Source organism: Thalassobacter sp. 16PALIMAR09 (assembly GCF_000765485.1).
Lineage (GTDB): Bacteria > Pseudomonadota > Alphaproteobacteria > Rhodobacterales > Rhodobacteraceae > Thalassobacter > Thalassobacter stenotrophicus.
The window spans coordinates 47,600-69,837 of sequence record NZ_JHAK01000005.1; the positions used below are offsets into that span (position 1 = coordinate 47,600).

General features: G+C 59.9%; 22 protein-coding genes and 2 tRNA genes. 8 read left to right on the forward strand and 16 right to left on the reverse strand.

Features of this window, described 5'->3' with window-relative positions; genetic code table 11:
- Positions 1-133 precede the first annotated feature (133 nt).
- Complete coding sequence (locus tag PM04_RS11320) at positions 134-1,585, forward strand: cobyric acid synthase (RefSeq protein ID WP_038007170.1); 1,452 nt, start codon at positions 134-136, stop codon at positions 1,583-1,585.
- A gap of 28 nt (positions 1,586-1,613) precedes the next feature.
- Here PM04_RS11320 and PM04_RS11325 read toward each other — a convergent pair.
- From PM04_RS11325 to PM04_RS11340, 4 genes are all read right to left on the reverse strand, one after another.
- Positions 1,614-1,699 (reverse strand) — tRNA-Leu (locus PM04_RS11325).
- A gap of 43 nt (positions 1,700-1,742) precedes the next feature.
- Positions 1,743-2,282: a tetratricopeptide repeat protein gene (locus PM04_RS11330; protein ID WP_038006820.1), complete on the reverse strand. Its 540-nt coding sequence runs from the start codon at positions 2,280-2,282 to the stop codon at positions 1,743-1,745.
- A gap of 62 nt (positions 2,283-2,344) precedes the next feature.
- Positions 2,345-4,063, reverse strand: a complete 1,719-nt coding sequence (gene metG / locus PM04_RS11335) for a methionine--tRNA ligase (RefSeq protein WP_038006822.1) — start codon at positions 4,061-4,063, stop codon at positions 2,345-2,347.
- Between the two features lie 92 nt (positions 4,064-4,155).
- Positions 4,156-5,370 (reverse strand): MFS transporter, encoded by a 1,215-nt coding sequence (locus tag PM04_RS11340; RefSeq protein WP_038006823.1) that lies wholly within the window; start codon positions 5,368-5,370, stop codon positions 4,156-4,158.
- A 408-nt stretch (positions 5,371-5,778) separates the two neighbouring features.
- Between PM04_RS11340 and PM04_RS18000 the strand changes: the two genes are divergently transcribed.
- On the forward strand, positions 5,779-5,949 hold the full coding sequence (locus tag PM04_RS18000) for a hypothetical protein (RefSeq protein ID WP_161785704.1): 171 nt from the start codon (positions 5,779-5,781) through the stop codon (positions 5,947-5,949).
- A 10-nt stretch (positions 5,950-5,959) separates the two neighbouring features.
- Here the strand turns inward: PM04_RS18000 and PM04_RS11345 are convergent, their stop codons facing one another.
- A complete protein-coding gene (locus PM04_RS11345) occupies positions 5,960-6,331 on the reverse strand; it encodes a hypothetical protein (RefSeq protein WP_038006825.1) in 372 nt (123 codons plus the stop codon).
- Positions 6,332-6,621: 290 nt separating this feature from the next.
- On the opposite strand from PM04_RS11345, the gene PM04_RS11350 reads away from it, so the two are divergent.
- Positions 6,622-7,521, forward strand: coding sequence for a DMT family transporter (locus PM04_RS11350; protein ID WP_038006827.1), 900 nt, complete (start codon positions 6,622-6,624; stop codon positions 7,519-7,521).
- Between the two features lie 4 nt (positions 7,522-7,525).
- Here the strand turns inward: PM04_RS11350 and PM04_RS11355 are convergent, their stop codons facing one another.
- The 3 genes from PM04_RS11355 to hisA form a co-directional block, all read right to left on the reverse strand.
- Complete coding sequence (locus tag PM04_RS11355; RefSeq protein ID WP_038006829.1) at positions 7,526-7,834, reverse strand: phosphoribosyl-ATP diphosphatase; 309 nt, start codon at positions 7,832-7,834, stop codon at positions 7,526-7,528.
- Positions 7,834-8,595: an imidazole glycerol phosphate synthase subunit HisF gene (gene hisF / locus PM04_RS11360; protein ID WP_038006831.1), complete on the reverse strand. Its 762-nt coding sequence runs from the start codon at positions 8,593-8,595 to the stop codon at positions 7,834-7,836. Before hisF ends, PM04_RS11355 begins: the two co-directional genes overlap by 1 nt.
- 110 nt (positions 8,596-8,705) lie before the next feature.
- Positions 8,706-9,422: a 1-(5-phosphoribosyl)-5-[(5-phosphoribosylamino)methylideneamino]imidazole-4-carboxamide isomerase gene (gene hisA, locus PM04_RS11365; RefSeq protein WP_038006832.1), complete on the reverse strand. Its 717-nt coding sequence runs from the start codon at positions 9,420-9,422 to the stop codon at positions 8,706-8,708.
- A 129-nt stretch (positions 9,423-9,551) separates the two neighbouring features.
- Between hisA and PM04_RS11370 the strand changes: the two genes are divergently transcribed.
- Positions 9,552-9,941: a DUF2147 domain-containing protein gene (locus tag PM04_RS11370; protein ID WP_038006834.1), complete on the forward strand. Its 390-nt coding sequence runs from the start codon at positions 9,552-9,554 to the stop codon at positions 9,939-9,941.
- A gap of 95 nt (positions 9,942-10,036) precedes the next feature.
- On the forward strand, positions 10,037-10,432 hold the full coding sequence (locus tag PM04_RS11375) for a DUF2147 domain-containing protein (RefSeq protein ID WP_038006836.1): 396 nt from the start codon (positions 10,037-10,039) through the stop codon (positions 10,430-10,432).
- On the opposite strand, the gene hisH is transcribed toward PM04_RS11375, so the two are convergent.
- The 8 genes from hisH to PM04_RS11415 form a co-directional block, all read right to left on the reverse strand.
- Positions 10,429-11,067, reverse strand: a complete 639-nt coding sequence (gene hisH / locus PM04_RS11380) for an imidazole glycerol phosphate synthase subunit HisH (RefSeq protein WP_038006837.1) — start codon at positions 11,065-11,067, stop codon at positions 10,429-10,431. The genes PM04_RS11375 and hisH overlap by 4 nt on opposite strands.
- A 3-nt stretch (positions 11,068-11,070) precedes the next feature.
- Complete coding sequence (gene hisB / locus PM04_RS11385; RefSeq protein WP_038006838.1) at positions 11,071-11,658, reverse strand: imidazoleglycerol-phosphate dehydratase HisB; 588 nt, start codon at positions 11,656-11,658, stop codon at positions 11,071-11,073.
- 178 nt (positions 11,659-11,836) lie between these two features.
- Positions 11,837-11,911 (reverse strand) — tRNA-Gly (locus PM04_RS11390).
- Positions 11,912-12,029: 118 nt separating this feature from the next.
- The gene (locus PM04_RS18085) at positions 12,030-12,764 is read right to left on the reverse strand and encodes a hypothetical protein (protein WP_038006840.1); all 735 of its coding nucleotides are present in this window, start codon (positions 12,762-12,764) and stop codon (positions 12,030-12,032) included.
- Between the two features lie 139 nt (positions 12,765-12,903).
- Complete coding sequence (locus tag PM04_RS11400) at positions 12,904-13,716, reverse strand: phosphodiesterase (RefSeq protein ID WP_038006841.1); 813 nt, start codon at positions 13,714-13,716, stop codon at positions 12,904-12,906.
- A gap of 66 nt (positions 13,717-13,782) precedes the next feature.
- Positions 13,783-17,226 carry a pyruvate carboxylase gene (locus tag PM04_RS11405; protein WP_038006843.1) on the reverse strand — a complete coding sequence of 1,148 codons (3,444 nt, stop codon included), beginning with the start codon at positions 17,224-17,226 and terminating at the stop codon, positions 13,783-13,785.
- A gap of 189 nt (positions 17,227-17,415) precedes the next feature.
- Positions 17,416-18,468, reverse strand: coding sequence for a quinone-dependent dihydroorotate dehydrogenase (locus PM04_RS11410; RefSeq protein WP_038006844.1), 1,053 nt, complete (start codon positions 18,466-18,468; stop codon positions 17,416-17,418).
- Positions 18,465-18,803, reverse strand: coding sequence for a DUF952 domain-containing protein (locus PM04_RS11415; RefSeq protein WP_038006845.1), 339 nt, complete (start codon positions 18,801-18,803; stop codon positions 18,465-18,467). The genes PM04_RS11410 and PM04_RS11415 overlap by 4 nt, the downstream gene beginning before the upstream one ends.
- Positions 18,804-18,908: 105 nt before the next feature.
- On the opposite strand from PM04_RS11415, the gene PM04_RS11420 reads away from it, so the two are divergent.
- The 3 genes from PM04_RS11420 to PM04_RS11430 all read left to right on the forward strand — a co-directional run bounded on the left by PM04_RS11420 (position 18,909) and on the right by PM04_RS11430 (position 22,234).
- Positions 18,909-20,489, forward strand: coding sequence for a bifunctional UDP-sugar hydrolase/5'-nucleotidase (locus PM04_RS11420; RefSeq protein ID WP_038006847.1), 1,581 nt, complete (start codon positions 18,909-18,911; stop codon positions 20,487-20,489).
- A 107-nt stretch (positions 20,490-20,596) separates the two neighbouring features.
- Positions 20,597-21,583: an SGNH/GDSL hydrolase family protein gene (locus PM04_RS11425; protein WP_038006848.1), complete on the forward strand. Its 987-nt coding sequence runs from the start codon at positions 20,597-20,599 to the stop codon at positions 21,581-21,583.
- Between the two features lie 3 nt (positions 21,584-21,586).
- A complete protein-coding gene (locus tag PM04_RS11430) occupies positions 21,587-22,234 on the forward strand; it encodes an SOS response-associated peptidase (protein ID WP_038006850.1) in 648 nt (215 codons plus the stop codon).
- The last annotated feature ends 4 nt before the right edge of the window (positions 22,235-22,238 follow it).

A 22,238-nucleotide genomic window follows, 5' to 3' on the forward strand; every position in this document is an offset into this window, starting at 1 on the left:
GCGGCGTCAACTGGGCCTTGCGCGCGCAGGCCGGGCCTGTACCGCCCAAGATGTAAAAAATTCCACGTTGATCGTACGAAACCTATGGCTCTGCCCGGTGGCGCAAGGCACAACGGCCCCAAAGGGAGAGACCATGGCCAAAGCGATCATGATCCAGGGTGCAGGGTCCAACGTGGGGAAATCCATGTTGGTCGCGGGCCTGTGCCGACATTACGCGCGCAAAGGGCTTCGGGTGCGCCCGTTCAAGCCGCAGAACATGTCCAACAATGCCGCCGTCACCGAAGACGGGGGCGAGATTGGCCGCGCTCAGGCGCTTCAGGCGCGGGCCGCAGGCGTGCCCCCACGCATCGACATGAACCCAGTATTGCTCAAGCCCGAAACGGACGTGGGCGCGCAGGTGATTGTACAGGGCAAACGCTTTGCCACGTTAAAGGCACGCGATTACGCAAAGGTAAAGCCGGACCTTCTGGCTGCATGTGTCGAAAGCTTTCACCGCCTTGCGGCCGAGGCGGACCTGATCATTGTAGAGGGCGCTGGCAGCCCCGCTGAAATTAACCTTCGGGCAGGGGATATCGCCAACATGGGGTTCGCTGAGGCGGTGAACATCCCCGTTATCCTGGCGGGTGATATTGATCGGGGCGGCGTCATCGCCCAGCTGGTGGGGACGCAAAACATCCTTCCAGCTGAGGATGCAGCTCGCATCAAAGGGTTTCTGATCAACAAGTTCCGCGGTGACGTAAGCCTATTTGATGATGGCTTGACCGAGATTGTGAATCGCACTGACTGGGCCTCAATCGGAGTACTGCCGTGGTTTTCTGATGCGTGGAAGCTGCCGGCAGAGGATATCATGGATATCCGGTCGTCACGCTCTGGCGGGTTCAAGGTGGTGGTGCCGCGATTGAACCGTATTGCAAACTTCGATGATCTGGATCCCCTGTCGGTGGACCCCAACGTCTCGGTCGAAATTGTGACAGCGGGCCGTCCCTTGCCGGCTGACGCTGATTTGGTCCTGATCCCCGGATCAAAATCCACAATCGCCGATCTGGCCCACTTCCGGGCCCAAGGCTGGGATGTGGATCTACATGCGCATATCCGGCGTGGTGGCCATGTTCTAGGCATTTGCGGGGGCTACCAAATGCTGGGGCGCCGAATTGCGGACCCCAACGGGATTGAGGGCGCGCCCAGTGATGTGGCGGGCCTTGGTCATCTAGATATCGAAACGATCATGACGCCTCACAAACACCTCGCCCGGGTGCAGGCGCATCACCCCGACAGCGGTAACGATTTGACTGGCTATGAGATCCACATTGGCGAAACCTCTGGTCCCGACACGGCGCGCGGTTGGCTCAACTTGCACGGGCAGCCTGTGGGTGCAGCCAGTGAAACGGGCAGGGTGCGTGGCTGCTATTTGCACGGTTTGTTTGAAGCCGACGCGTTTCGTACAGCGTTCTTAGCGGGCTTGGGCGCACAGACCACTCAGATGGACTATGGTGCGCAGGTCGAGGCAACGCTGGACGCCCTCGCGGACCACATGGCTGGTAACCTTAATCTCGACGCGCTTGATGGGATTTTTGGCCAAGTTTAAAGATGGCCGCAGTTTTACAAAGAAAGGTTGGTACGGGCGGCGGGATTTGAACCCGCACGGGCTCTCGCCCCAGGGATTTTAAGTCCCATGTGTCTACCGTTCCACCACGCCCGCACACACGAACCTTTTGCCGGGGCATTGAGCCGAGTGCAAGCGGCTATAAGTCTTCGCCACGCAAAAGCGCACGTTCCGAAAGCCACGGGTTCAACTCTAATGCTTCTCGCAGCACGGGCTGGGCCTCGTCGTCCCGGCCTGCATTGATCAGGGTCAGCGCCTTGCCTGTCAGCGCCCCGGTATGGCGTGGGTTGTACTTGAGCGCTTGGTCAAGGTCCGTCAGCGCACCGTCCCAATCGGATTGCAGAAACCGGACAAACGCCCGCTGGTTCCAGCCCTCTGCGTAAAATGGGCAGTATTGCACAAGCGACGTCAGCGCGGCCTCCGCGGCGGCATAATCGGCCACGTTGCGCCGCGCCATCGCGCTGTCGAGCAGGTTTTGGCTGTATTCATCTGGGGCTTGCAGCCACAGCTCCCACATTTCAGCCGAAAGGGCGCGGGCGGCCATTTGGTCCGGTGCGCGCTGCACTTGTGCCACCAGCCGGTCCATATCCGCTTCAATAGGCGGTGCCTCGGGGCATGTTTCTGCCAGCGCGGGCAGTGCGATGATATTTAGGCTTAGGGCCATTAGGACATGTTTCATGCCCTAATGGTGCGTCTTGGGGCGTGTAGGTCAAGCCCGCCGTTCAAGCGGGCCTGATAGGATCAGTCCCGTGTGCCGGAAAACCGCTCTTGCCATTCTTCGCGCTGCTCATCCGTGATTTTGGCAAATAGCACCTCAGGAACGGCAAAGGCATGGCCCGCTGGCAGTGCCGAAAGGGCCGCCGTCATATCATCGGGCCAGCTGTCATCTTCGGTTCCCATTGCGGCCAACATCGCTGCGGAGGCGTCTGGGATGAACGGGCGCGAGAGGACCGCGTAGACGCGGATCAGGTTCAGTGCGAGCCGGATTTGCGCCGCTGCCAGCTCGGGGTCGGTTTTGAACGCCGACCACGGGGCTGCTTCTTGCAGGTACTCATTGCCCGCTACCCAGATAGAACGCAACTCAGCCGCGGCCTTGCGGACCTCCATGGCGTCCATGAAGCCTTCGTAGGCGCGTGTCTTGGTCGTGAGTGTGGTAATTAACGCGGCCTCACGTTCTGCCCATGCGCCACCCTCTGGCACCACTTCTCCAAACTTTGAGCGGCAGAATTTTGTAACCCGGCTCACAAGGTTGCCCAGCACATCTGCCAAGTCCTTGTTCACGCTGGATTGGAAGTTTTCCCATGTGAATTCCGCGTCTGAGTTTTCGGGCGCATGGGACAGAAGCCACCACCGCCAATAGTCCGCCGGCAGGATCGAGAGCGCCTGATCCATGAACACACCGCGCCCCTGCGAGGTGCTGAACTGTCCGCCATCGTAATTCAGGTAGTTGAAGGATTTGATGTAGTCGACCAGCTTCCACGGTTCACCCGAACCCATGATCGTCGCGGGAAAGCTGAGCGTGTGGAACGGCACGTTATCCTTGCCCATGAACTGGACATAGCGGACATCATCCGCACCTTCATCCGTGCGCCACCAGCGGCGCCATGCGGTGTCATCGAGGCCCTTCGCTTCGGCCCATTCGGCGGTGCCAGCGATGTATTCGATGGGCGCGTCGAACCAAACGTAAAAAACCTTGCCCTCCATGCCCGGCCATTCGTCGGCGCCGCGCTTGACGGGTACGCCCCAGTTTAGGTCGCGGGTGATCCCGCGATCACGCAGGCCATCACCATCGTGCAGCCATTTCTTGGCGATGGAGGTGGTCAGAACCGGCCAGCCTTCTTGGCTGTTGATCCAATCGTCCAACCGATCTTTGAGCTGCGATTGCCGCAGATAAAGGTGCTTGGTTTCGCGCACCTCTAGGTCGGTGCTGCCAGAAACGGCAGAGCGCGGGTCGATCAGGTCCGTGGGGTCCAACTGCTTGGTGCAGTTTTCGCATTGGTCGCCGCGTGCCTTGTCATATCCGCAGTTGGGGCAAGTGCCCTCAATATAACGGTCGGGCAAAAAGCGGCCGTCGGCGTTGGAATACACCTGCTTTTCGCTGATCTCTTGGATGAAACCATTGTCGGCCAACTTACCCGCAAAGTATTGCGTCAGGCTGTGGTTCTGGGCCGAGGATGAGCGGCCAAAGTGGTCGAACGACAACCGAAAGCCATCAGCGATTTCGGATTGGACCGCGTGCATTTCAGCGCAGAACTCCTCAACCGGCTTGCCCGCTTTGGTCGCGGCCAGTTCAGCCGGGGTGCCGTGTTCGTCCGTCGCACAGATGAACATGACCTCATGGCCCCGCTGGCGCATGTACCGCGCATAGAGGTCCGCAGGCAGCTGGCTGCCCACAAGATTGCCGAGGTGTTTGATCCCGTTGATGTAGGGGATCGCCGATGTGATCAAAATACGCGCCATGGTCTCTCCGCAGGTGTCGGGCTTTTGCTTAGTCCAAGCCCGCGCAGGCGTCCACCCAATGCGTCCAAAGGGGTGCGATGTTGTACGGACCTCTAGCGTTTGCGTGACAAAAGGCGGCCAATCGTGAATGTCGTGCGGGGGGCGTAGATGTAGGCGGTTTTTTCCTCAACCGTTGGGCGGGCGCGCATCCGGATGATCCCGACAACCGCGAGCAGGATATGCGCCACCGCGATAAGCAGGAACAGGGACGCCGGGCCAAAGGCCGCCAACAGCTGTGACGATACCACGGGTGAGGCGATGGCCCCAACCGCGAACCAAAACATGAGGGCGGCGGACAGCTCGACCCGCGTGTCAGAGTTTGCGAAGTCGTGGGCGTGTGCGGCCGCAACCGAATAGATTGGAAAGGTTGTGAACCCGAAAAGCCCGGCAACCAGCATCACCACCACAGTGCCTTGGCCGGACGTTGCCGCCGTAATCCCACATGCCAGCGCCGACGCGATTGATAGCCATATCAGCACCCAGCGCCGGTCATATTTGTCCGCAAGCCAGCCCACGGGGTATTGCGCCAAGGCACCGCCCAAAACGAAGGCCGCAAGGAAATAGGCGATCTGATCGGCGCGCAGGCCGACCTCTTGGCCGTAGATCGGGCCAACCATCCGGAACGCCGCAGAGGACACGCCCGCCACGACCACGCCCGCCACCGCAAGTGGTGACAGCGACAGAGCCAGCCGGGGCCGCAACCGAGGCGCGCTGGGCGTTTCGGGCTGCGGCGTGCGCGTGAGCGTGATGGGCAAGAGGGCCGCACAGCACAGAATGGCCAGCACGTTGTAGGATAGGTAAGATGCAGGTTCGAGCACACCGATCATCAACTGCGCAAGGATCGAACCCGAGAGGTCGATAATCCGATAGGTGCCCATCGCGCGGCCGCGCGTCTCATTCGTGACTTTGGCTTGCAACCAGCTTTCGATTACTGTGTAGCAGCCCGCCACGCACAATCCGGTTCCGACACGCAGGACGCTCCAGAAAATAGGGTCGACCCAGACCATGTGTGCCAGCAGCCCAATCGCGCCCAACGCGGTAAATGCTGCAAATGCGCGGCTGTGGCCCACGGACCCCAAAAGCCGGGGCGCCCACCAACACCCGACGAAAAAACCGACAAAATGCGCCGAACCTAGGGCACCGACAGCTGCGGTGGAAAACCCCAGCTCCAACCCCGACAGTGCGTCTAGGGGGCCAACCCCTCCCGATGAGATCTGCAACAGCAGCACCGACAGAAACAGGGCGGCAAAAGAAATGAGCATCCGCATGGGAGCGGCCTTTTTATAATGTCTATTTCGCAGGAATGGGGAAAAGCGCATTGAGATCAATGTGGAATGTGCATTGGCCCCAAGGCTGACATGTATTGTGATCAAGCGCGTCGTTTCTAGGCATCCTGAAGGCGCAATCGGATTATTGCCGTGTTTCGCTCACGCTTGGGTGAGCATTTTTCACGGATTTGGGAGCTTCGTGCATAGGCGGCTTTGGCCTGTGCGATTGCGCACGAAATTTGCCCAATCCTCACGGTTACGTTCATTGAATGGGAGTGCGCCTGGGTGCATATACTTCCCATGAAGGCCGACAAGACGGGCCTCACCACACACTCCAGCCCGCCCTCACGCCCCCGAATGGTCTGTCGCCGGCGTGGAGTTTTATTCAGACCAACGAAAGGACATAACATGACACGTTTTCTAACCCGCGCAGTTGTTGTGCTTTCGCTCCTCACGCCTCTGACCGTTCCGTCGGTCACCGTCGCGCAGGATGCGCAAGACGAATTGATCACGATCAAAAGCGATCGCCAAACCAATCAAAATATTCTGACGCTGATCTTCGGCTCCGGCCGAGGTTAAGCGGAACAGGCTAAGAGTAGGCTGGGAGCGTTAGCTCTCGCCGCTCAGCCAAACACATTAAAATTTGTAATTCTGCCAAACGCATAGGCGCCCTGTAGCGAAAGTCACGGGGCGCCTGAGCATGCGCGGCCAAAACAGCCAAAATCGTTGCGCTATCGGTAGTTTGGTCTTTTTGTGCAAACCAAGACCTTATGTCATCTTGGCTTAGACCCGTGTGGGCGGCATGGGCTGCGATCCAGCCAGAAGGACAGGCGCTGGCGTCATAGTTAGGGCTTAGCACTGCGATCCGAGTGCGCACATCCGTCGTGCGCGCCAGCGCATCTATGTCGTGCGCGGCCGCCCCCAGCACGATCAGACCAAGGCCCAAAAGGCCAGCCATCATTACTATGCTGTCCACTGGCACCGTACGCTTGGTCCAGTGCCTGAACCAAGGCAACGCCTTGTGTAATGTGCTGATCATCAACGGGCCTTTTCACTGTGTTGCCACTTTTAAGCCCTTAAACCGGCTAAAATGAGGTTAACGCCTCTTTTATTGTCCACATACTGCTGAACATACATCGATCGTGTGAACAGACTGTTAACCATATGGAGACGATGTGCGGTCCCAAACGCTGCCAGAAGCCCTCGCTTCGCCCGGCTGGTGCATCCCCGACGCGCATGCAATGAAGCGCTATGGAACATCTGTGGATCTACGCGGCCGTTTTTGCGGCCTTTGTGCAGTCGCTGCGGTTTATGCTGCAAAAGCAGGTCACAGAGGCCGGGTTGAGCACTGCTGCCGCAACGTTTGCGCGGTTTGTTTATGCGGCACCTGTGGTCGGATTGGGTGCGTTTTTCTACTCCAATGCCCAAATCGGAGGGTTGCCTGCATTGGCGGCCGGATACTGGACCTATGTCGTTGTAGGCGGGCTGTCGCAGATATTGGGCACAGTCGCGGTCGTCATCCTATTTTCACACCGCAATTTTGCCGTGGGCATGACCTTCAAAAAAACCGAAGTAATGCTGACTGTGCTGTCGGGCTACCTTATCCTCGGGGATAGCGTGTCGGTCTATGGCATTGCCGCGATCGCGCTCGGATTTTGCGGGGTTCTTGCGTTGTCGGGGCAGGCGGCGCGGTTCACGTGGCGCGATTTGATCAGCCGGGCAAGCCTGATTGGTCTCGCTTCGGGGGTGATTTTCTCAATCTCGGGGCCTGCTTACCGGGGGGCGTCTCTGGCGGTGATGTCAGATGATCCGTTGATCCGTGCAAGCATTACGTTGGCCTGCGCCACGGCGTTTCAAACGGTGGTCCTGTTGGGCTGGATGCTATGGCGCGAACAAGACCAACTGCGCGCCGTCTTCGTTCGGTGGCGACTGACGGGCATGGTTGCAGTGGCGTCGATGCTGGGCTCGATGGGCTGGTTCACAGCCTACACGCTGCAATCGGCGGCTTATGTGAACGCGGTCGGGCAGGTGGAGCTGATCTTCTCCATGATCATCAGCTACTTTGTGTTTTCCGAGCGGAGCACGCCGCGCGAATACGCAGGTATCGCATTGATCTGCGCCAGTGTTCTGGCCCTGATCCTGTTTGGCTAGCGGCTTAGCGCGCGGCTTTTTCGGCGATACCGGAGGTGCCCGCGCGCCGGTCCAGCTCGGCGCAGACATCGTCCAACGTCACGCCGCGCGATTGCAACATCACCAGAAGATGAAACAGAACATCTGCCGCCTCTGAAGTCAGGGCGTCTTTGTCATCCTTTATGGCTTCAATGATGGCTTCAATTGCCTCTTCGCCAAACTTTTCGGCGCATTTCTCGGGGCCTTTGGCCAGTAATTTGGCGGTCCACGAGCTGTCTGGCTCCGCGGTGGCACGGGCGGCGATGGTGGCGGCAAGCGTGTCGAGCGTGTGCATCAGGTCAGCCTCATGGGGATGCCCGCGGCGGCCATGTGTTCCTTGGCTTCGCGGATGGTGTAATCACCAAAGTGGAAAATCGATGCGGCCAAAACCGCGCTGGCGCCGCCTTGGGTCACGCCCTCAACGAGGTGATCCAGTGTGCCGACACCGCCGCTGGCGATCACGGGTACTGAAACTGCGTCACTGATCGCGCGGGTCAGTGGCAGGTTAAAGCCGGCGCGCGTGCCATCCCGGTCCATTGAGGTCAGTAGGATTTCACCCGCGCCCTTGGCGGTGATGGTTTTGGCAAACTCAACGGCATCAATTCCGGTGGATTTGCGCCCTCCGTGGGTGAAGATCTCCCACTTGCCGGGGGCAACGGTTTTAGCGTCGATGGCGCAGACGATGCATTGGCTGCCGAACTTGTCGGCGGCGCGGGCGATGCAATCGGGGTCGGCCACGGCGGCCGAGTTGAAGCTGACTTTATCAGCCCCCGCCAGCAACAGATTGCGCACGTCCTCGACAGTGCGCACGCCGCCACCGATTGTCAGCGGCATAAAGCATTGTTCGGCCGTGCGGGTCGCCAGATCATACATCGTGCCACGATTTTCATGGGTGGCCCGAATATCAAGAAAACACAGCTCATCCGCCCCGGCGGCATCGTAGGCACGCGCCTGTTCCACTGGGTCGCCCGCATCGATCAGATCGACAAAGTTGACGCCCTTAACCGTGCGCCCTTCGGCGACGTCCAGACAGGGAATGATGCGGGTTTTGAGCATTGCGGATGCCCTCCTCGGGGTCGTGATGCCTCATCTACTAGGCAAGAATGGCGCACAAGGGTAGGGGCAAATGGGCCGCGCATTGCCGCGACCCATGGCGAAACGGTACCTTAGGCCAGCGCTTTGAGGGCGGCCGACAGGTCAAGCGCCCCGTCGTACAGCGCACGGCCGGAAATCGCGCCCGAGATCACGCCGGTGTCGCGCAAGGCGATCAAGTCCTCTAGCGAGGAAACGCCACCACTGGCGATGACCGGAATTTGCGTGGCCTGCGCGAGGGCTGCGGTCGCCTCAACGTTGGGGCCCTGCATCGCGCCATCGCGGTTGATGTCGGTATAGATGATCGCGGCGACGCCAGCGTCCTCAAACGATTTGGCCAGATCGGTGACCATGACATCCGTTTCCTCGGCCCAACCTTTGGTCGCGACACGGCCATTGCGGGCATCAATGCCCACGGCCACTTTGCCTGGAAAGGCGCGGGCGGCTTCGCGCACCAAGTCGGGGTCTTCTACCGCCACGGTGCCCAGAATGACGCGGGCAATGCCCTTGGTCAGCCACATCTCAATGGTGGCCATGTCACGGATGCCGCCACCCAATTGTGCGGGCAGGTTGGTCGCGGCCAAGATCGCCTCAACGGCGGCGCCATTGACGGGTGTGCCTGCAAAGGCGCCGTTCAAATCCACCAGATGCAACCACTCACTGCCGGCATCCGCAAAGGCTGCGGCCTGCGCGGCGGGGCTGTCGTTGAACACGGTCGCGCTGTCCATTTCCCCGTGCAGGAGGCGTACGGCTTTGCCGTCTTTGAGGTCAATCGCTGGATAGAGGATCATGGTCGGAGCCCTTGTGTGTTGCGCGTGCCTTTTGGCCGAACGGAGCCGCTAGGGCAAGTGCCGGTACGTCATACTGGACAGCAGGTCGCGGTGTGATGTTTGCATTGTGCACCTTGAGGGAGGATACCGATGAAAACGATACTGACCGCCGCTGTCGCGAGCTTTTTGATGCTAGGCGCGGCCCACGCCGAGCCGCTGTTGGGTACATGGCAGACGGCCAAGGACGACAATGGCAACTTTGGCCACATTGAAGTGGCGCCGTGTGGTGACGCCCTGTGTGGGACATTGATCAAATCGTTCGACAGTGCAGGGGCGGTGATCCCGTCGGATCACACTGGCTCTCATATCATCTCGGCGACCAAACCGCGTGGGGACGGCGAATACCGCGGCAAGGTGTTTTCACCGGACCGGGGCAAGACCTACAATTCCAAACTGCAACTTACGGGCGACACGCTGTCGGTGTCGGGCTGTGTGTTTGGGATCTGCCGCGATGGCGGCACTTGGACCAAGCTCAACTAGGCGGAAATACGCGGGTTTGTGCCCGCATTTTGGCGTCGTCTTGTGCGGCGCCGACCCCTCCCGATATAGGATGACATCCTTTCGGGAGACGGATCATGCGCTGCATCGTTTTGGCTTGTGTGTTCGGCCTTTGGGCCAGCGCGCCGGCCTACGCCAAAGACAGTATCGTTGGGGTGTGGCAGACAGAGCCGGACCGCAAAGAGCTGACCTCTCACATCGAAGTAGCGCCCTGTGGGACGGGGTATTGCGGCCGCGTTTTGCGCGCCTTTGATCCAACGGGGGCCGAGGTCACAACCCGAAATATCGGCAGAATGCTCTTTTGGGATATGAAGCCGCAGGACAACGGTACATTCGGTGGCGGCGCGGCCTATGTGCCGATCCTAAATGTCACAACCTCAAACGTCGCGTTAACTCTGTCGGGCGAACGGCTGGAGGTAAAGGGACGCGTCGGATTGATGCGCGGCACACAGGTGTGGACGCGGCTCCGCTAGGGGCGCCACGTCAGAAAGTTCGCGATCATCCGCAGACCGGCGTCTTGGCTTTTCTCGGGGTGGAATTGCATGCCGATGACGGTATCCCGACCCACAATTGCCGTTACGTCCCCGCCATAATCCACATGCGCCAACCGGTCCGCCGGATTGGTCACATCCATATGATAGGAATGCACAAAATACGCGTGATCGCCGGTTTTGATGCCCGATAGAACCGGGTGGTCACCGGTCACGATCAGGTCGTTCCAACCCATGTGCGGAACCTTTAGCGCGGGATCCGAGGGCGCGATGCGCACAACTTCCCCACCGATCCAGTCAAAGCCGCGCACGTCCTCATATTCGCGCCCCCAAGTGGCGAGCATTTGCATGCCCACGCAAATCCCCATGAAGGGCTTGGCATCGCGCGTGACGGCTTCCATCACGGCTTCTTCAAGCCCGTCAAAGCTGCGCAGACCCGCGCGGCACGCCGGAAATGCGCCGTCGCCGGGCAGCACGATACGGTCGGCGCGGGCGACGTCCTCGGGCTTGTCCGAGACGATAACCTCACCTGCGTCGACCTCTTGGGCCATCCGCTGAAATGCCTTCTCCGCAGAGTGCAGATTGCCGCTGTCATAATCGATCAGAACCGTGCGCATCGTCTAAAGTGCGCCCTTGGTTGAGGGTACGGCGTCAGCCTTGCGCGGGTCCGTTTCCAGCGCATCGCGCAGGGCGCGGGCCACTGCCTTGAACGCAGCTTCGGCGATGTGGTGGCTGTTGAACCCATGCAACTGATCCACGTGCAGTGTGATGCCGCCGTGTGTGGACAGGGCTTGAAAGAATTCACGCACTAACTCTGTGTCGAATGTCCCGATCTTGGGGGTCGGAAGGGTCACGTTCCAAATCAGAAAGGGGCGTGCGGACATATCAAGGGCCGCGCGCACCAACGCGTCGTCCATCGGCAAAAGGCACGCGCCGTAACGCACGATGCCACGCTTGTCGCCCATCGCTTTGCTCAGCGCCTGACCCAGCGCGATGCCCACGTCCTCAACTGTGTGGTGATCGTCGATGTGCAAATCACCCTTTGCGCGGATTTTCATGTCGATCAGCGCGTGGCGCGACAGTTGATCCAGCATGTGGTCAAAGAAACCAACGCCGGTTTGGTTGTCATAGATACCAGTGCCGTCGAGATTGATCTCAACAGTGATGTCGGTCTCCGCGGTGGTGCGGGTGATGGTTGCGCTGCGCATAGGGCCTCCGTCTGCCATTGAGGTCTCTATAGGCGGGTGGTTCGGACGGGCCAAGGGGCGTGTCGCGATTTGCGGGCGGCTGTGGCTGGTTGGCCAGCCGTTTCCGGAGCCCAGAAACAACAAAGGCCGCCCGAAGGCGACCTGAGTGTTTGCCACATGGGGTGTGTGGCCGGCTAATTGGAGCGGGCGAGGCGATTCGAACGCCCGACCCTAACCTTGGCAAGGTTATGCTCTACCCCTGAGCTACGCCCGCTCACTTAGCGTGTGGGTGATCTACTTTCGTGGGCGGGTGGCTGCAAGAGAAAAATGCGCTTCGGATGTAAAATTTCTGTGCGACCTAGGGTCAAGCAGGGCGGCGCACGAAAATGCGGTTATCCGAGCGGCTCTGTGCTGGCCGCGACGGTGGATTCGATGATGAAATTGTCGATCGCCCAGCTTTCGTCAGAGACATCTTGGTTCGCGGTGGAGCCAAATCCGAAATCCAGCGTGGCACCAGGATCATCAACCGTAATAGTGATCCGGCTGGCCGCGTCGCGCCACCAATTCTGGCTGGTGTCGTTTTGCATGCCGCCCAAGTGTTCGCCTTCGGACAGGGTCGTGGCGCTGAGGCTGATGCCCTCCACGTCGCCGGGGGTCCACGTGAGGTAACCTTGGTCAGAGGTCATGCGGCCGACCTCAACACCATCAATATACAAAACCGCGTCTTCACCATCGAGGCTGTCGAAGGCCAGTAAATCAAATGTCAGCGTAGCGGATTCGGCCTCTGCGCCGATGTCAAAGCTCGTCGTGACGCTTTCTAACCCGCCGCTGCCCGCAATCGGGCCCAGCACTTCGCCAAATCCATCCACATAGGTTGAGCTTGCGCCCGTCCACGCGCTGGTGTCACCGGCAAAGTCATAGTTCGATCGGTACGCAACAATGGTCGATCCCTCATAGATCGAGCCCACCGTGGCCTCCAGCGCATCGACAACGGATACCGCCATACGACCCAGAGACGGACCAATGGTCCCCATCATGGCGAGCCCCGTGATCGTGACCCCAAACGTCAGAACGACCCAGTCGACGGTGATGGCACCATCCTCGGACTTAATGAAACGATGTGTCATTGCGGACTCCTTTGCCCATCTTTGGTACACACCGCGTGCGGCAAATCTGCGGCACAGATACGTCCAAAATTGGGGCCAAAGAGCCGAAATAGTTAAATGTCCGTCGATAATCCGGGGATTGTCGCGAATTTGTGGTCAATCACTTGCTGGCGATATCGTCGAGTATGGCAGCCTTGTGGGCAGCGACGTCCTCGGTATGGACGCAGATACCGCCATCCGGGCCAACCAGCAGCAGGCCGTATGCGCCATTCTCGTCTATCGACAGGCCGGATGTGCCTGTGCCGAGTTGAAGCGGCATTTGATGGCAGGGGCTTTTGAACACCGCCATGGGCAGGCCACCCGCACTCGCCATGATCGTGCGGTGAATGTGACCGGCGATGACGAGCCGCACGTCTGCACAAGCCTGTAGTGTTTCGATAACCTCAGCTCGATTTACCAGCCCGATGCGGTCCATTCCGTCAAAGCCCGTGACAAACGGAGGATGATGCAGCGCGACGATTTTGGGCGTACCAGGGGCACGGGCCAATTCTGTGCGCAACCAATCCATACGGTCTGCGCATAAAAAGCCGCTGTGTCGGGGCTTTGCATCAGGCGCAAGCGTGTCGAGACAGAGGATATGTGCATAGGGTAGGGTGATGCGGCTTTGGACAAAGCCGTTGGCGTCTAGGCCTGCGCGCGGGAAGGTGGCGCAGAACGTGTCGCGGTCATCGTGGTTGCCCATCATGAACGTGGTGGGCCAGGGCAGGTCGCGCAAAAGACCACGCAGGCGCGCATATTCCTCGGCAGTGCCGTAGTGAACCAAATCCCCAAGGATCAGCAGCTGGTCGGCATCTGCATGCGCGCCGCGCATTGCATCCAACACACGGGAAAGCCGCTCTGCCGGATCAAGCCCGATGATTAATTCACCGGGCGGTGTGATGTGAAGATCCGTTAGGACAAGGATCTTGTGCATGAATTGATGCTCCGTATGGCGGGGCAGTGATGCCCCGCCGGAAGGGCGGTAACGCCTGTTGGGGCGTTATTCCAGTTCGATCAGCAAGTCTTTGGCATCAATTTGCCCACCGGGTGAGACATGCACAGCCTTAACCGTGGCATCCCGCTCGGCATGGATGCCGGTTTCCATTTTCATCGCTTCAATCGTGAGCAACAGATCGCCTTCTTTGATCTCTGCCCCCGCTTGAATGGCCACGCTGGCCACGACGCCTGGCATAGGCGCGCCGATGTGATTGGGATTGCCGAACTCAGCCTTTGGCATTTTGACCGCAGTTCCCACAACTTTGCGGTTTGGCACGCGGATGACACGCGGCTGACCGTTCAGTTCAAAGAACACCTTGGCCTCACCATCGGCGTTGGTTTCGCCTTCGGCTTGCATCCGGATCACAAGGGATTTGCCGGGGTCGATCTCGGCCTCGATCTCTTGGCCCGGCTCCATCCCATAGAAGAACACGGGCGTGGGCAGGGTGCGCACGGGACCGTAGGTTTCGTGGCGCTGGGCATAGTCGGTGAAGACCTTGGGATACATGAGGTAGCCGTTCAGGTCCTCATTGTCGAAATCAACGCCGGGGATCGCGGCCTCAAGTTCGGCGCGTACTTTTGCCATGTCTGCGGGAGCAAGATGCTTGCCCGGACGTTCCGTGCTTGGGGCTTCATCTTTAAGCGCCTTTTTCAAGATCGCATCGGGGAACCCGCCGGGAGGCTGGCCCAGATTGCCGCGCATCATGTCGATCACGCTGTCGGGGAAGGCGACGTCCTTTTTCGGATCCTCAACCTCGGCCCGACTTAGGCCTTGAGACACCATCATCAACGCCATGTCGCCAACAACCTTCGACGATGGTGTGACCTTTACGATGTCGCCAAACATCTGGTTCACGTCGGCGTACATTTGCGCCACTTCGTGCCAGCGATCCTCTAGGCCAAGCGAGCGTGCCTGCGCCTTGAGGTTGGTGAACTGACCGCCGGGCATTTCGTGCAGATACACCTCGGACGACGGCGCCTGAAGCCCGCTTTCAAAGGCAAGGTACTGCGCGCGGACCGCGTCCCAATAGGTGTCGATCTGGCGCACAGCGGCCATGTCGATCCCGGTATCGCGGTCGGTGTTTTGCAGCGCGGCCACGACTGTGCCGAACGTTGCCTGCGATGTGTTGCCCGAAAAGCTGTCCATCGCGACGTCGGCTGCGTCCACACCGGCCTCGGCGGCGGCCACGATGCTGGCAGAGGCGATCCCGGCCGTGTCGTGCGTGTGGAAGTGGATCGGCAGGCCGACTTCTTCCTTAAGCGCCTTGACCAACTGCTTGGCCGCGCCGGGTTTGATCAGGCCCGCCATGTCCTTGAGGCCCAGAACATGGGCACCCGCGGCTTCAAGCTCTTTGGCCATCGCGACATAGTATTTCAGGTCATATTTGGCGCGGCTGGGGTCTTGGATGTCACCGGTGTAGCAAATCGTGCCTTCGCAAACCTTATCGGCGGCGATCACCGCATCCATCGCGACGCGCATATTTTCGACCCAGTTGAGGCTGTCGAACACGCGGAAGACATCAACGCCGGTCTCAGCGGCCTGTTTCACAAAGCCTTGGACAACGTTGTCGGGGTAATTGGTGTAGCCCACACCGTTGGAGGCGCGCAAAAGCATCTGCGTCATGATGTTTGGCATCGCCTCACGGATGTCGCGCAGGCGCTGCCACGGACATTCCTGCAAGAACCGGTAAGCCACGTCAAACGTCGCACCGCCCCAACACTCCACCGACAACAATTGCGGCAGTTTGCTGGCATAGGCAGGCGCGCAGCGGATCATGTCAATGGACCGCATCCGCGTCGCTAGCAGCGACTGGTGGCCATCGCGCATCGTGGTGTCTGTCAACAGAAGTTGCGGCTGGGCCTTCATCCAATCCGCCACAGCCTGCGGGCCCTTGGCGTCTAGGATTTGGCGCGTGCCCTCGGCAAAGGGCGTGCCCAGTTTGACGGGTGGCTTGGGCGCGCGGATGTCTGCGGCGGGGCGGGGGCGGCCCTCGGTCTCGGGGTGGCCGTTAACCGTGATCTCAGCGATGTAGGTCAGGATCTTCGTGGCCCGATCCCGGCGTTGTTGAAAATCAAACAGCGCGGGCGTGTCGTCGATGAACTTGGTCGTGTATTCGTAGTTCAAGAACGTCGGATGCTTGAGCAGGTTTTCAACAAACGCGATGTTGGTGGACACACCCCGAATACGGAACTCGCGCAGGGCGCGGTCCATCCGGGCAATCGCCGCCTCGGGCGTTGGGGCCCACGCGGTGACTTTTTCCAACAGGCTGTCGTAGTACCGGGTGATGACCGCGCCGGAATAAGCGGTGCCACCATCGAGCCGGATGCCCATGCCAGTGGCCCCACGATAGGCCGTGATGCGGCCATAGTCGGGAATAAAGTTGTTCTGTGGGTCTTCGGTCGTGACGCGGCATTGCAGCGCGTGGCCGTTCAACTGAACATCGTACTGGCTGGCAATACCCGTGGCTTCGACCAGCGATTTGCCCTCGGCGATCAGGATTTGGGCGCGAACGATATCAATGCCTGTGACCTCTTCGGTCACGGTGTGTTCAACCTGCACGCGGGGGTTCACTTCGATGAAGTAAAACTCACCGGTGTTCATATCCATCAAGAACTCAACCGTTCCTGCGCACTCATAGTTCACGTGTTCGCAGATTTTCTTGCCGAGGTTGTTGATGGTCTCACGCTGGGCCCCGCTGAGGTAGGGGGCAGGCGCGCGCTCGACGACCTTTTGGTTGCGGCGCTGCACCGAGCAGTCACGCTCATAGAGGTGATAAATCTGGCCGTGGCTGTCGCCGAGGATTTGCACCTCGACGTGGCGTGCACGAGTGATCATTTTCTCCAGATAGCCTTCGCCGTTGCCAAAGGCGGCCTCGGCCTCACGGCGGCCCTCTAGGACCTTTTCTTCTAGCTCATCCTCGGAATAGATCGGGCGCATCCCGCGTCCGCCACCGCCCCAAGATGCCTTGAGCATCAGCGGATAGCCCACTTCGGCGGCCTCTTTCTTGATGGCGGCCATGTCGTCGCCCAACACTTCGGTTGCGGGGATGACGGGCACGCCCGCCTCCATCGCGACCTTGCGGGCCGAGGCCTTGTCACCCAGTTTGCGCATGGTTTCGGCTTTGGGGCCGATAAAGGTGATTCCGTTGTTGGTGCAGGCATCCACGAAGTCGGGGTTTTCCGACAGCAGGCCATAGCCGGGGTGGATCGCGTCCGCGCCACAGGCTTTGGCAACACGGATGATCTCTTCGATGGAGAGATAGGCCGCCACGGGGCCCATGCCTTCGCCAATTTTATAGGCCTCATCAGCCTTGAACCGGTGCAGGCTCAACTTGTCCTCTTCGGCATAGATCGCCACGGTGCGTTTGCCCAACTCGTTGGCGGCACGCATCACACGGATGGCAATCTCGCCTCGGTTGGCTATGAGGATTTTTTGGAAGTCGGCCATAGATAAGGTCCTCTTGGTCGTCAGACACGGGTGTCTGGGGCGGGAAGAATCCCACGCTGCAGGTGCACACTGCCTAGTTTGCACCGAGCACCTCGCCAATACCAAGGACTACGTATGTATGACGGTTATGTGACGCAGATTGCGTGTTGAATGCGCGCAGCGTTTCCTTTGGGAAACCTCGGCCCGGAGCTAGAGCCAGTCGCCCCGGCGCGACCCAACAGCCTGTTCAAGCGTGGTGTGGCCATCCGCACGCATCCGGGCATCCAAGCCCCGCGCGATATCCGCAATCAACGACGGCCCCGCGTAAACCAGCGCGGTATACAGCTGCACCGCAGTCGCACCTGCGCAGATTTTTGCGTACGCCGTATCCGCATCGTGGACGCCGCCCACACCGATCAACGGCATTTGCCCATCGGTCAGCTTGGACATTTGCGCCAGTATGCGGGTCGAACGTTCAAACAGCGGCGCACCAGACAGGCCACCAGCCTCGCCCGCGTGGGGCGATTGTAGGCCAGTCCGATCCAGCGTCGTGTTGGTGGTGATGATCCCGTCCAGCTTGAGGGACGTCGCCACCTCGGCGATATCCTCCAGCTCCGCCGCAGAGAGATCCGGCGCGATTTTGAGAAACAGTGGGATACGTTTGGGCAGTGCATCGCGTGCCTCTAGCGCACCGGTCAGCAGGGCTGTTAGGGCGGCTTTGCCCTGTAGGTCGCGCAGCTTTTCGGTGTTGGGAGAGGAAACATTGACCGTCGCAAAATCGACATAAGGCCCACATGTCGCGATCACGCGGGCAAAGTCACCTGAACGGTCAGTGCTGGTTTTGTTGGCCCCAAGGTTGAGCCCCACAGGAATGGTGGGGTTATGGGCCATCAGCCGATCGGCGATGACATCCGCACCGTCATTGTTGAACCCGAACCGGTTGATCGCCGCGCGGTCCTCCGTCAGGCGAAAAAGACGCGGCTTGGGATTTCCGGGTTGGGGCAACGGTGTGGCTGCGCCCACCTCAAGAAACCCAAAACCCACCTTGGACAGGGCCGCCAATGCCGTGGCGTTCTTGTCGAACCCTGCAGCCAGACCCACGGGGTTGGCAAATTCCATCCCGGCAATGGTGCATTTCAGCCGCTGGCTGGTCACGGGGCCGGGTTTAGGCCCGAGGCCTGTGTTCAACGCCTTTAGAGCCAGCCCGTGGGCGGTTTCAGGGTCAAACGCGCGCAACGCCCGCAGGCCAAGAGCTTCGATCATAGCATGTCATCCGGGAAAACATGCGCGCCATCGCGCAGGGGCAGGCGGCGCGTCCAAGCAACATCGGTGATGCGCAACACACGGTACAGGTGGGGGAATTCGGCACCGCCCCGCGATACCTCCCACTTAAGGTCATCCCCAAGGGCATCAGTGTTAACCGCGGCCAGCACCAAGTCGGCTTCACCCTTAAAGTGCTTGGCCGCTGTTTCGCGGGCCTGATCGGCGGTTGAGAAATGGACGTACCCATCCGTGAGGTCCACGGGTGCGCCGCGTGTGAGGCCTGTGGCGCGGAGTGTCGCCCACTCGGCGCGGCGGAAAATCTTGTAAATCAGCATGCCTCGCAGATGCACCCACCAAGCCGCAACGTCAAGACATCTCAGACTTTGACTTGCACAGGCGTTCGCGCCACCATTCCGGCTTTAAAACAGGGGAATCGCAGAATGAAAAAACTTCTTACGACGGCCGCGGCCTTGGCGATGACGACAACGCTGGGCACGGGCATGGCGGTGGCCGATGGCTACACGCTGCACATTTTGCATATCAACGATCTGCACAGCCGGATTGAGCCGATTTCGCGGTTTGACGGAACCTGTGGGGCTGAGGATGACGCCGAGGGCAAATGCTTTGGCGGCGCGGCCCGGCTCAAGACGTTTCTTGACGCCAAACGTGCCGAGCTTGCAGGTGAAAATGTCATCACCTTGGATGCGGGCGATCAGTTCCAAGGCTCACTGATGTACACGACCTACAAGGGCGCGGTTGAGGCCGAAATGATGGAGGCCATCGGTTTCGACGTCATGGCGGTGGGCAACCACGAATTTGACGATGGCCCTGAAAAGCTGGCCGAGTTCATTGATATGGTCTCCTTTCCCGTGATCTCGGGAAACCTTGATGTGAGCCAATCGAACCTTTTGAATGGCAAGGTCGGTAATCATGTCGTGCTGGAGGTCGGCGGTCAAAAGATCGGGATCATCTCGGCGCTGGCCACTGACACGGTCGAGACATCCTCGCCGGGGCCGAATGTCATTTTCCAAAATGAGATCGATGCACTGGCCGCAGATGTCGCCACGCTTGAGGCCGACGGCGTGAGCAAGATCATCGCGCTGAACCACGTGGGCGCGCCCAAGGATTTCGCAATCGCCGAGGCCGTGGATGGCATCGACGCGGTCGTGGGCGGGCATTCGCATACATTGTTTTCCAACAGTGATGAGGGCGCGCTGTTTTCCTATCCGCATATGATTGGCGACACGCCCGTGGTGCAGGCACGGGCCTATGGCAAATACGTGGGCCACTTGGTCCTAGAGTTTGATGCGAATGGCAATGTGACCTCGGCCACTGGCGACACCATCCTGATCGACGCGAGTGTAACACCGGATGCGGCCATCGCGGCCCGTGTGGCGGAACTTGCGGGTCCCATCGAAGAGCTGAAGGCGCAAGTCATCGGCGACACCACCGCCTTTATCGAAGGTGACCGGGCCGTCTGCCGCGCAGTGGAATGTGCGATGGGAAATCTGGTGGCTGATGCCTTGCTGGACCGGGTCAAATCGCAGGGCGTCCAAGTGGCGATCCAAAACGGTGGAGGGCTGCGGGCCTCGATCGATGCGGGCGAAATCACGATGGGCGAAGTGTTGACGGTGCTGCCGTTCCAAAACACGCTTGCGACCTTTACTACCACGGGCGCTAACATCGTGGCGGCACTTGAAAACGGGGTCAGCCAAGTTGAGGAAGGCGCGGGCCGCTTCCCCCAAGTATCGGGCATGACCTACGCGTTTGATGCCAGTGCCGCCCCCGGATCACGGGTGTCGGATGTGATGGTGGGGGGCGCGCCGATTGACCTAACCGCGACGTACGGCGTGGTCACCAACAACTATATGCGCAACGGTGGCGATGGCTATGCGATGTTTGCAACCGCAACTGATGCCTACGATTTCGGCCCCGGTGTTGAGCAAGTGTTGGCTGACTATATCGCCGCCAAAGGGGGCAGCTACACGCCCTACACGGACGGGCGCATCACCGCCAAGTAACGCCGTGTGCTTATGATATCGTGCGGGGCGGTTTTGTGCGCGCCCCGCGCCTTTTACCCCAAATTGTGCGGCATCCCTGCCGCATTTTTTCTCTGGGAGGAGAGACAATGTTTTCAAAAACCAAAACGCTCGTGGCCACCATTGCGGCCCTTTGGACTGTGGCGGCCCCTGCTGCCACGTTGCCAAACACCTATTCCAGCCTTGTCATTCTGGGCGATAGCCTCAGCGATACGGGCAACATCTTTGCCCAATCGGGCGGCACGTTTCCGCCGCCGCCGTACTTTAATGGTCAATTTTCAAACGATGCCGTTTGGGCCGATCAGGTCGGGCAGGATTTCACCAATGCGGGACGGCTTTCGCTGAACCTCGCGTTTGGGGGGGCAAAGGCCGTGACGGATGCGGATGCCTCGCCGGATTTGGCCTTTCAGGTCGATCTGTTCAAAGGCTTTACCCAAACAGCGAATGCTGCACTGCTAGGTCCGCGCCCATTGGGGGTGCTGTTCTTTGGGGGCAATGACCTGTTTGCGGCGGCCAAACAGCCCGACGCGCTGCAATTGGCGCGGACTGCGGCGCGGGCGGTGCGCGGTCAGGTGGAAACACTCGCGGCCCTTGGTCTGCGCGATCTTGTGTTGGTTAATTCGATCGACGTGTCCGTCACCCCCCTTGTCCAGATCGAAGGCGATAGCGACCCGAATACCGCCCGCAACGCGACCGCGGCCTTTAATGAGATCATGGCCCAGCAATTTGTGGCCAACCCCGCGCTGTATAACGATGTGCGGCTGTTTGATTTCGCAGCCCTCAGCGGTGGGCTGCTTGCTGACCCGGGGGCGGCCGGGATCACCAACGTGACTGACGCATGCCTGTCGACGCTTGCGTGTATCGCGGGCGGGCAGGCGGATCGCTTTTTGTTTTGGGACAGTGTGCACCCGAATGGCGTTGCGCATAGCCTGATTGCAGATGCTTTCCGTCAGGGGGCCAATCAAAGCTCTCTGTTGGTATCGCCCGTGCCGCTGCCCGCAGGCGCTTGGAGCCTGCTTGCAGCCTTAGCCGCGCTGGGCGCAGTGGGTGCCGCGCGCAAGGGGCGCATGGTCTAGGCGATGTGTGGGCGGTTTGCACATACGCTGCCCCATGATGCCATGGCGCATTTGTTCAACGCGACCTTGGGCAATGATTTGCCCGAGGTCCCCAATTATAACGTTTGCCCCACCAATCCGGTTGCGGCTGTCGTCAGCGATGGACAATCGCGGCGTCTGCGGGCGCTGCGGTGGGGATTTATCCCGGCGTGGTACAAACAACCCAACGATGGTCCGCTTTTGATCAATGCTCGGGCCGAGACCATCGCGACCAAACCTGCCTTTCGGGAGGCCTGCCGCACCCGTCGTTGTCTTATCCCGGCTTCTGGTTTTTATGAATGGACCAAGGATGATGAAGGCCTTCGCTGGCCGCATTATTTCTACAACGCGGACGGCAGCCCTATGGTTTTTGCGGGGATTTGGCAGGAATGGCAGGACCTTGTGACCTGCGCGATTGTCTCCTGTGCGGCGGGACCGTCTATGGCGGAACTCCATCACCGTGAGCCGGTCACTGTCGCCCCAAACGATTGGGCCCTATGGCTTGGCGAAGACGGGCGCGGTGCGGCACGCTTGATGCACGCAGCCCCAGAGGGGCGCATCGCCCGACACGCTGTGGACCGCGCCGTCAATTCAAACCGCGCACGGGGCCCTGAATTGATCGAAGAGGCCTGAGGTG

Excerpts from the sequence above, each read along its gene's own strand:
- PM04_RS11320 (WP_038007170.1), top strand. The coding sequence starts at position 134 with ATGGCCAAAGCGATCATGATCCAGGGTGCAGGGTCCAACGTGGGGAAA.
- PM04_RS11330 (WP_038006820.1), bottom strand. The coding sequence starts at position 2,282 with ATGAAACATGTCCTAATGGCCCTAAGCCTAAATATCATCGCACTGCCC.
- metG (WP_038006822.1), bottom strand. The coding sequence starts at position 4,063 with ATGGCGCGTATTTTGATCACATCGGCGATCCCCTACATCAACGGGATC.
- PM04_RS11340 (WP_038006823.1), bottom strand. The coding sequence starts at position 5,370 with ATGCGGATGCTCATTTCTTTTGCCGCCCTGTTTCTGTCGGTGCTGCTG.
- PM04_RS18000 (WP_161785704.1), top strand. The coding sequence starts at position 5,779 with ATGACACGTTTTCTAACCCGCGCAGTTGTTGTGCTTTCGCTCCTCACG.
- PM04_RS11345 (WP_038006825.1), bottom strand. The coding sequence starts at position 6,331 with ATGATGGCTGGCCTTTTGGGCCTTGGTCTGATCGTGCTGGGGGCGGCC.
- PM04_RS11350 (WP_038006827.1), top strand. The coding sequence starts at position 6,622 with ATGGAACATCTGTGGATCTACGCGGCCGTTTTTGCGGCCTTTGTGCAG.
- PM04_RS11355 (WP_038006829.1), bottom strand. The coding sequence starts at position 7,834 with ATGCACACGCTCGACACGCTTGCCGCCACCATCGCCGCCCGTGCCACC.
- hisF (WP_038006831.1), bottom strand. The coding sequence starts at position 8,595 with ATGCTCAAAACCCGCATCATTCCCTGTCTGGACGTCGCCGAAGGGCGC.
- hisA (WP_038006832.1), bottom strand. The coding sequence starts at position 9,422 with ATGATCCTCTATCCAGCGATTGACCTCAAAGACGGCAAAGCCGTACGC.
- PM04_RS11370 (WP_038006834.1), top strand. The coding sequence starts at position 9,552 with ATGAAAACGATACTGACCGCCGCTGTCGCGAGCTTTTTGATGCTAGGC.
- PM04_RS11375 (WP_038006836.1), top strand. The coding sequence starts at position 10,037 with ATGCGCTGCATCGTTTTGGCTTGTGTGTTCGGCCTTTGGGCCAGCGCG.
- hisH (WP_038006837.1), bottom strand. The coding sequence starts at position 11,067 with ATGCGCACGGTTCTGATCGATTATGACAGCGGCAATCTGCACTCTGCG.
- hisB (WP_038006838.1), bottom strand. The coding sequence starts at position 11,658 with ATGCGCAGCGCAACCATCACCCGCACCACCGCGGAGACCGACATCACT.
- PM04_RS18085 (WP_038006840.1), bottom strand. The coding sequence starts at position 12,764 with ATGACACATCGTTTCATTAAGTCCGAGGATGGTGCCATCACCGTCGAC.
- PM04_RS11400 (WP_038006841.1), bottom strand. The coding sequence starts at position 13,716 with ATGCACAAGATCCTTGTCCTAACGGATCTTCACATCACACCGCCCGGT.
- PM04_RS11405 (WP_038006843.1), bottom strand. The coding sequence starts at position 17,226 with ATGGCCGACTTCCAAAAAATCCTCATAGCCAACCGAGGCGAGATTGCC.
- PM04_RS11410 (WP_038006844.1), bottom strand. The coding sequence starts at position 18,468 with ATGATCGAAGCTCTTGGCCTGCGGGCGTTGCGCGCGTTTGACCCTGAA.
- PM04_RS11415 (WP_038006845.1), bottom strand. The coding sequence starts at position 18,803 with ATGCTGATTTACAAGATTTTCCGCCGCGCCGAGTGGGCGACACTCCGC.
- PM04_RS11420 (WP_038006847.1), top strand. The coding sequence starts at position 18,909 with ATGAAAAAACTTCTTACGACGGCCGCGGCCTTGGCGATGACGACAACG.
- PM04_RS11425 (WP_038006848.1), top strand. The coding sequence starts at position 20,597 with ATGTTTTCAAAAACCAAAACGCTCGTGGCCACCATTGCGGCCCTTTGG.
- PM04_RS11430 (WP_038006850.1), top strand. The coding sequence starts at position 21,587 with ATGTGTGGGCGGTTTGCACATACGCTGCCCCATGATGCCATGGCGCAT.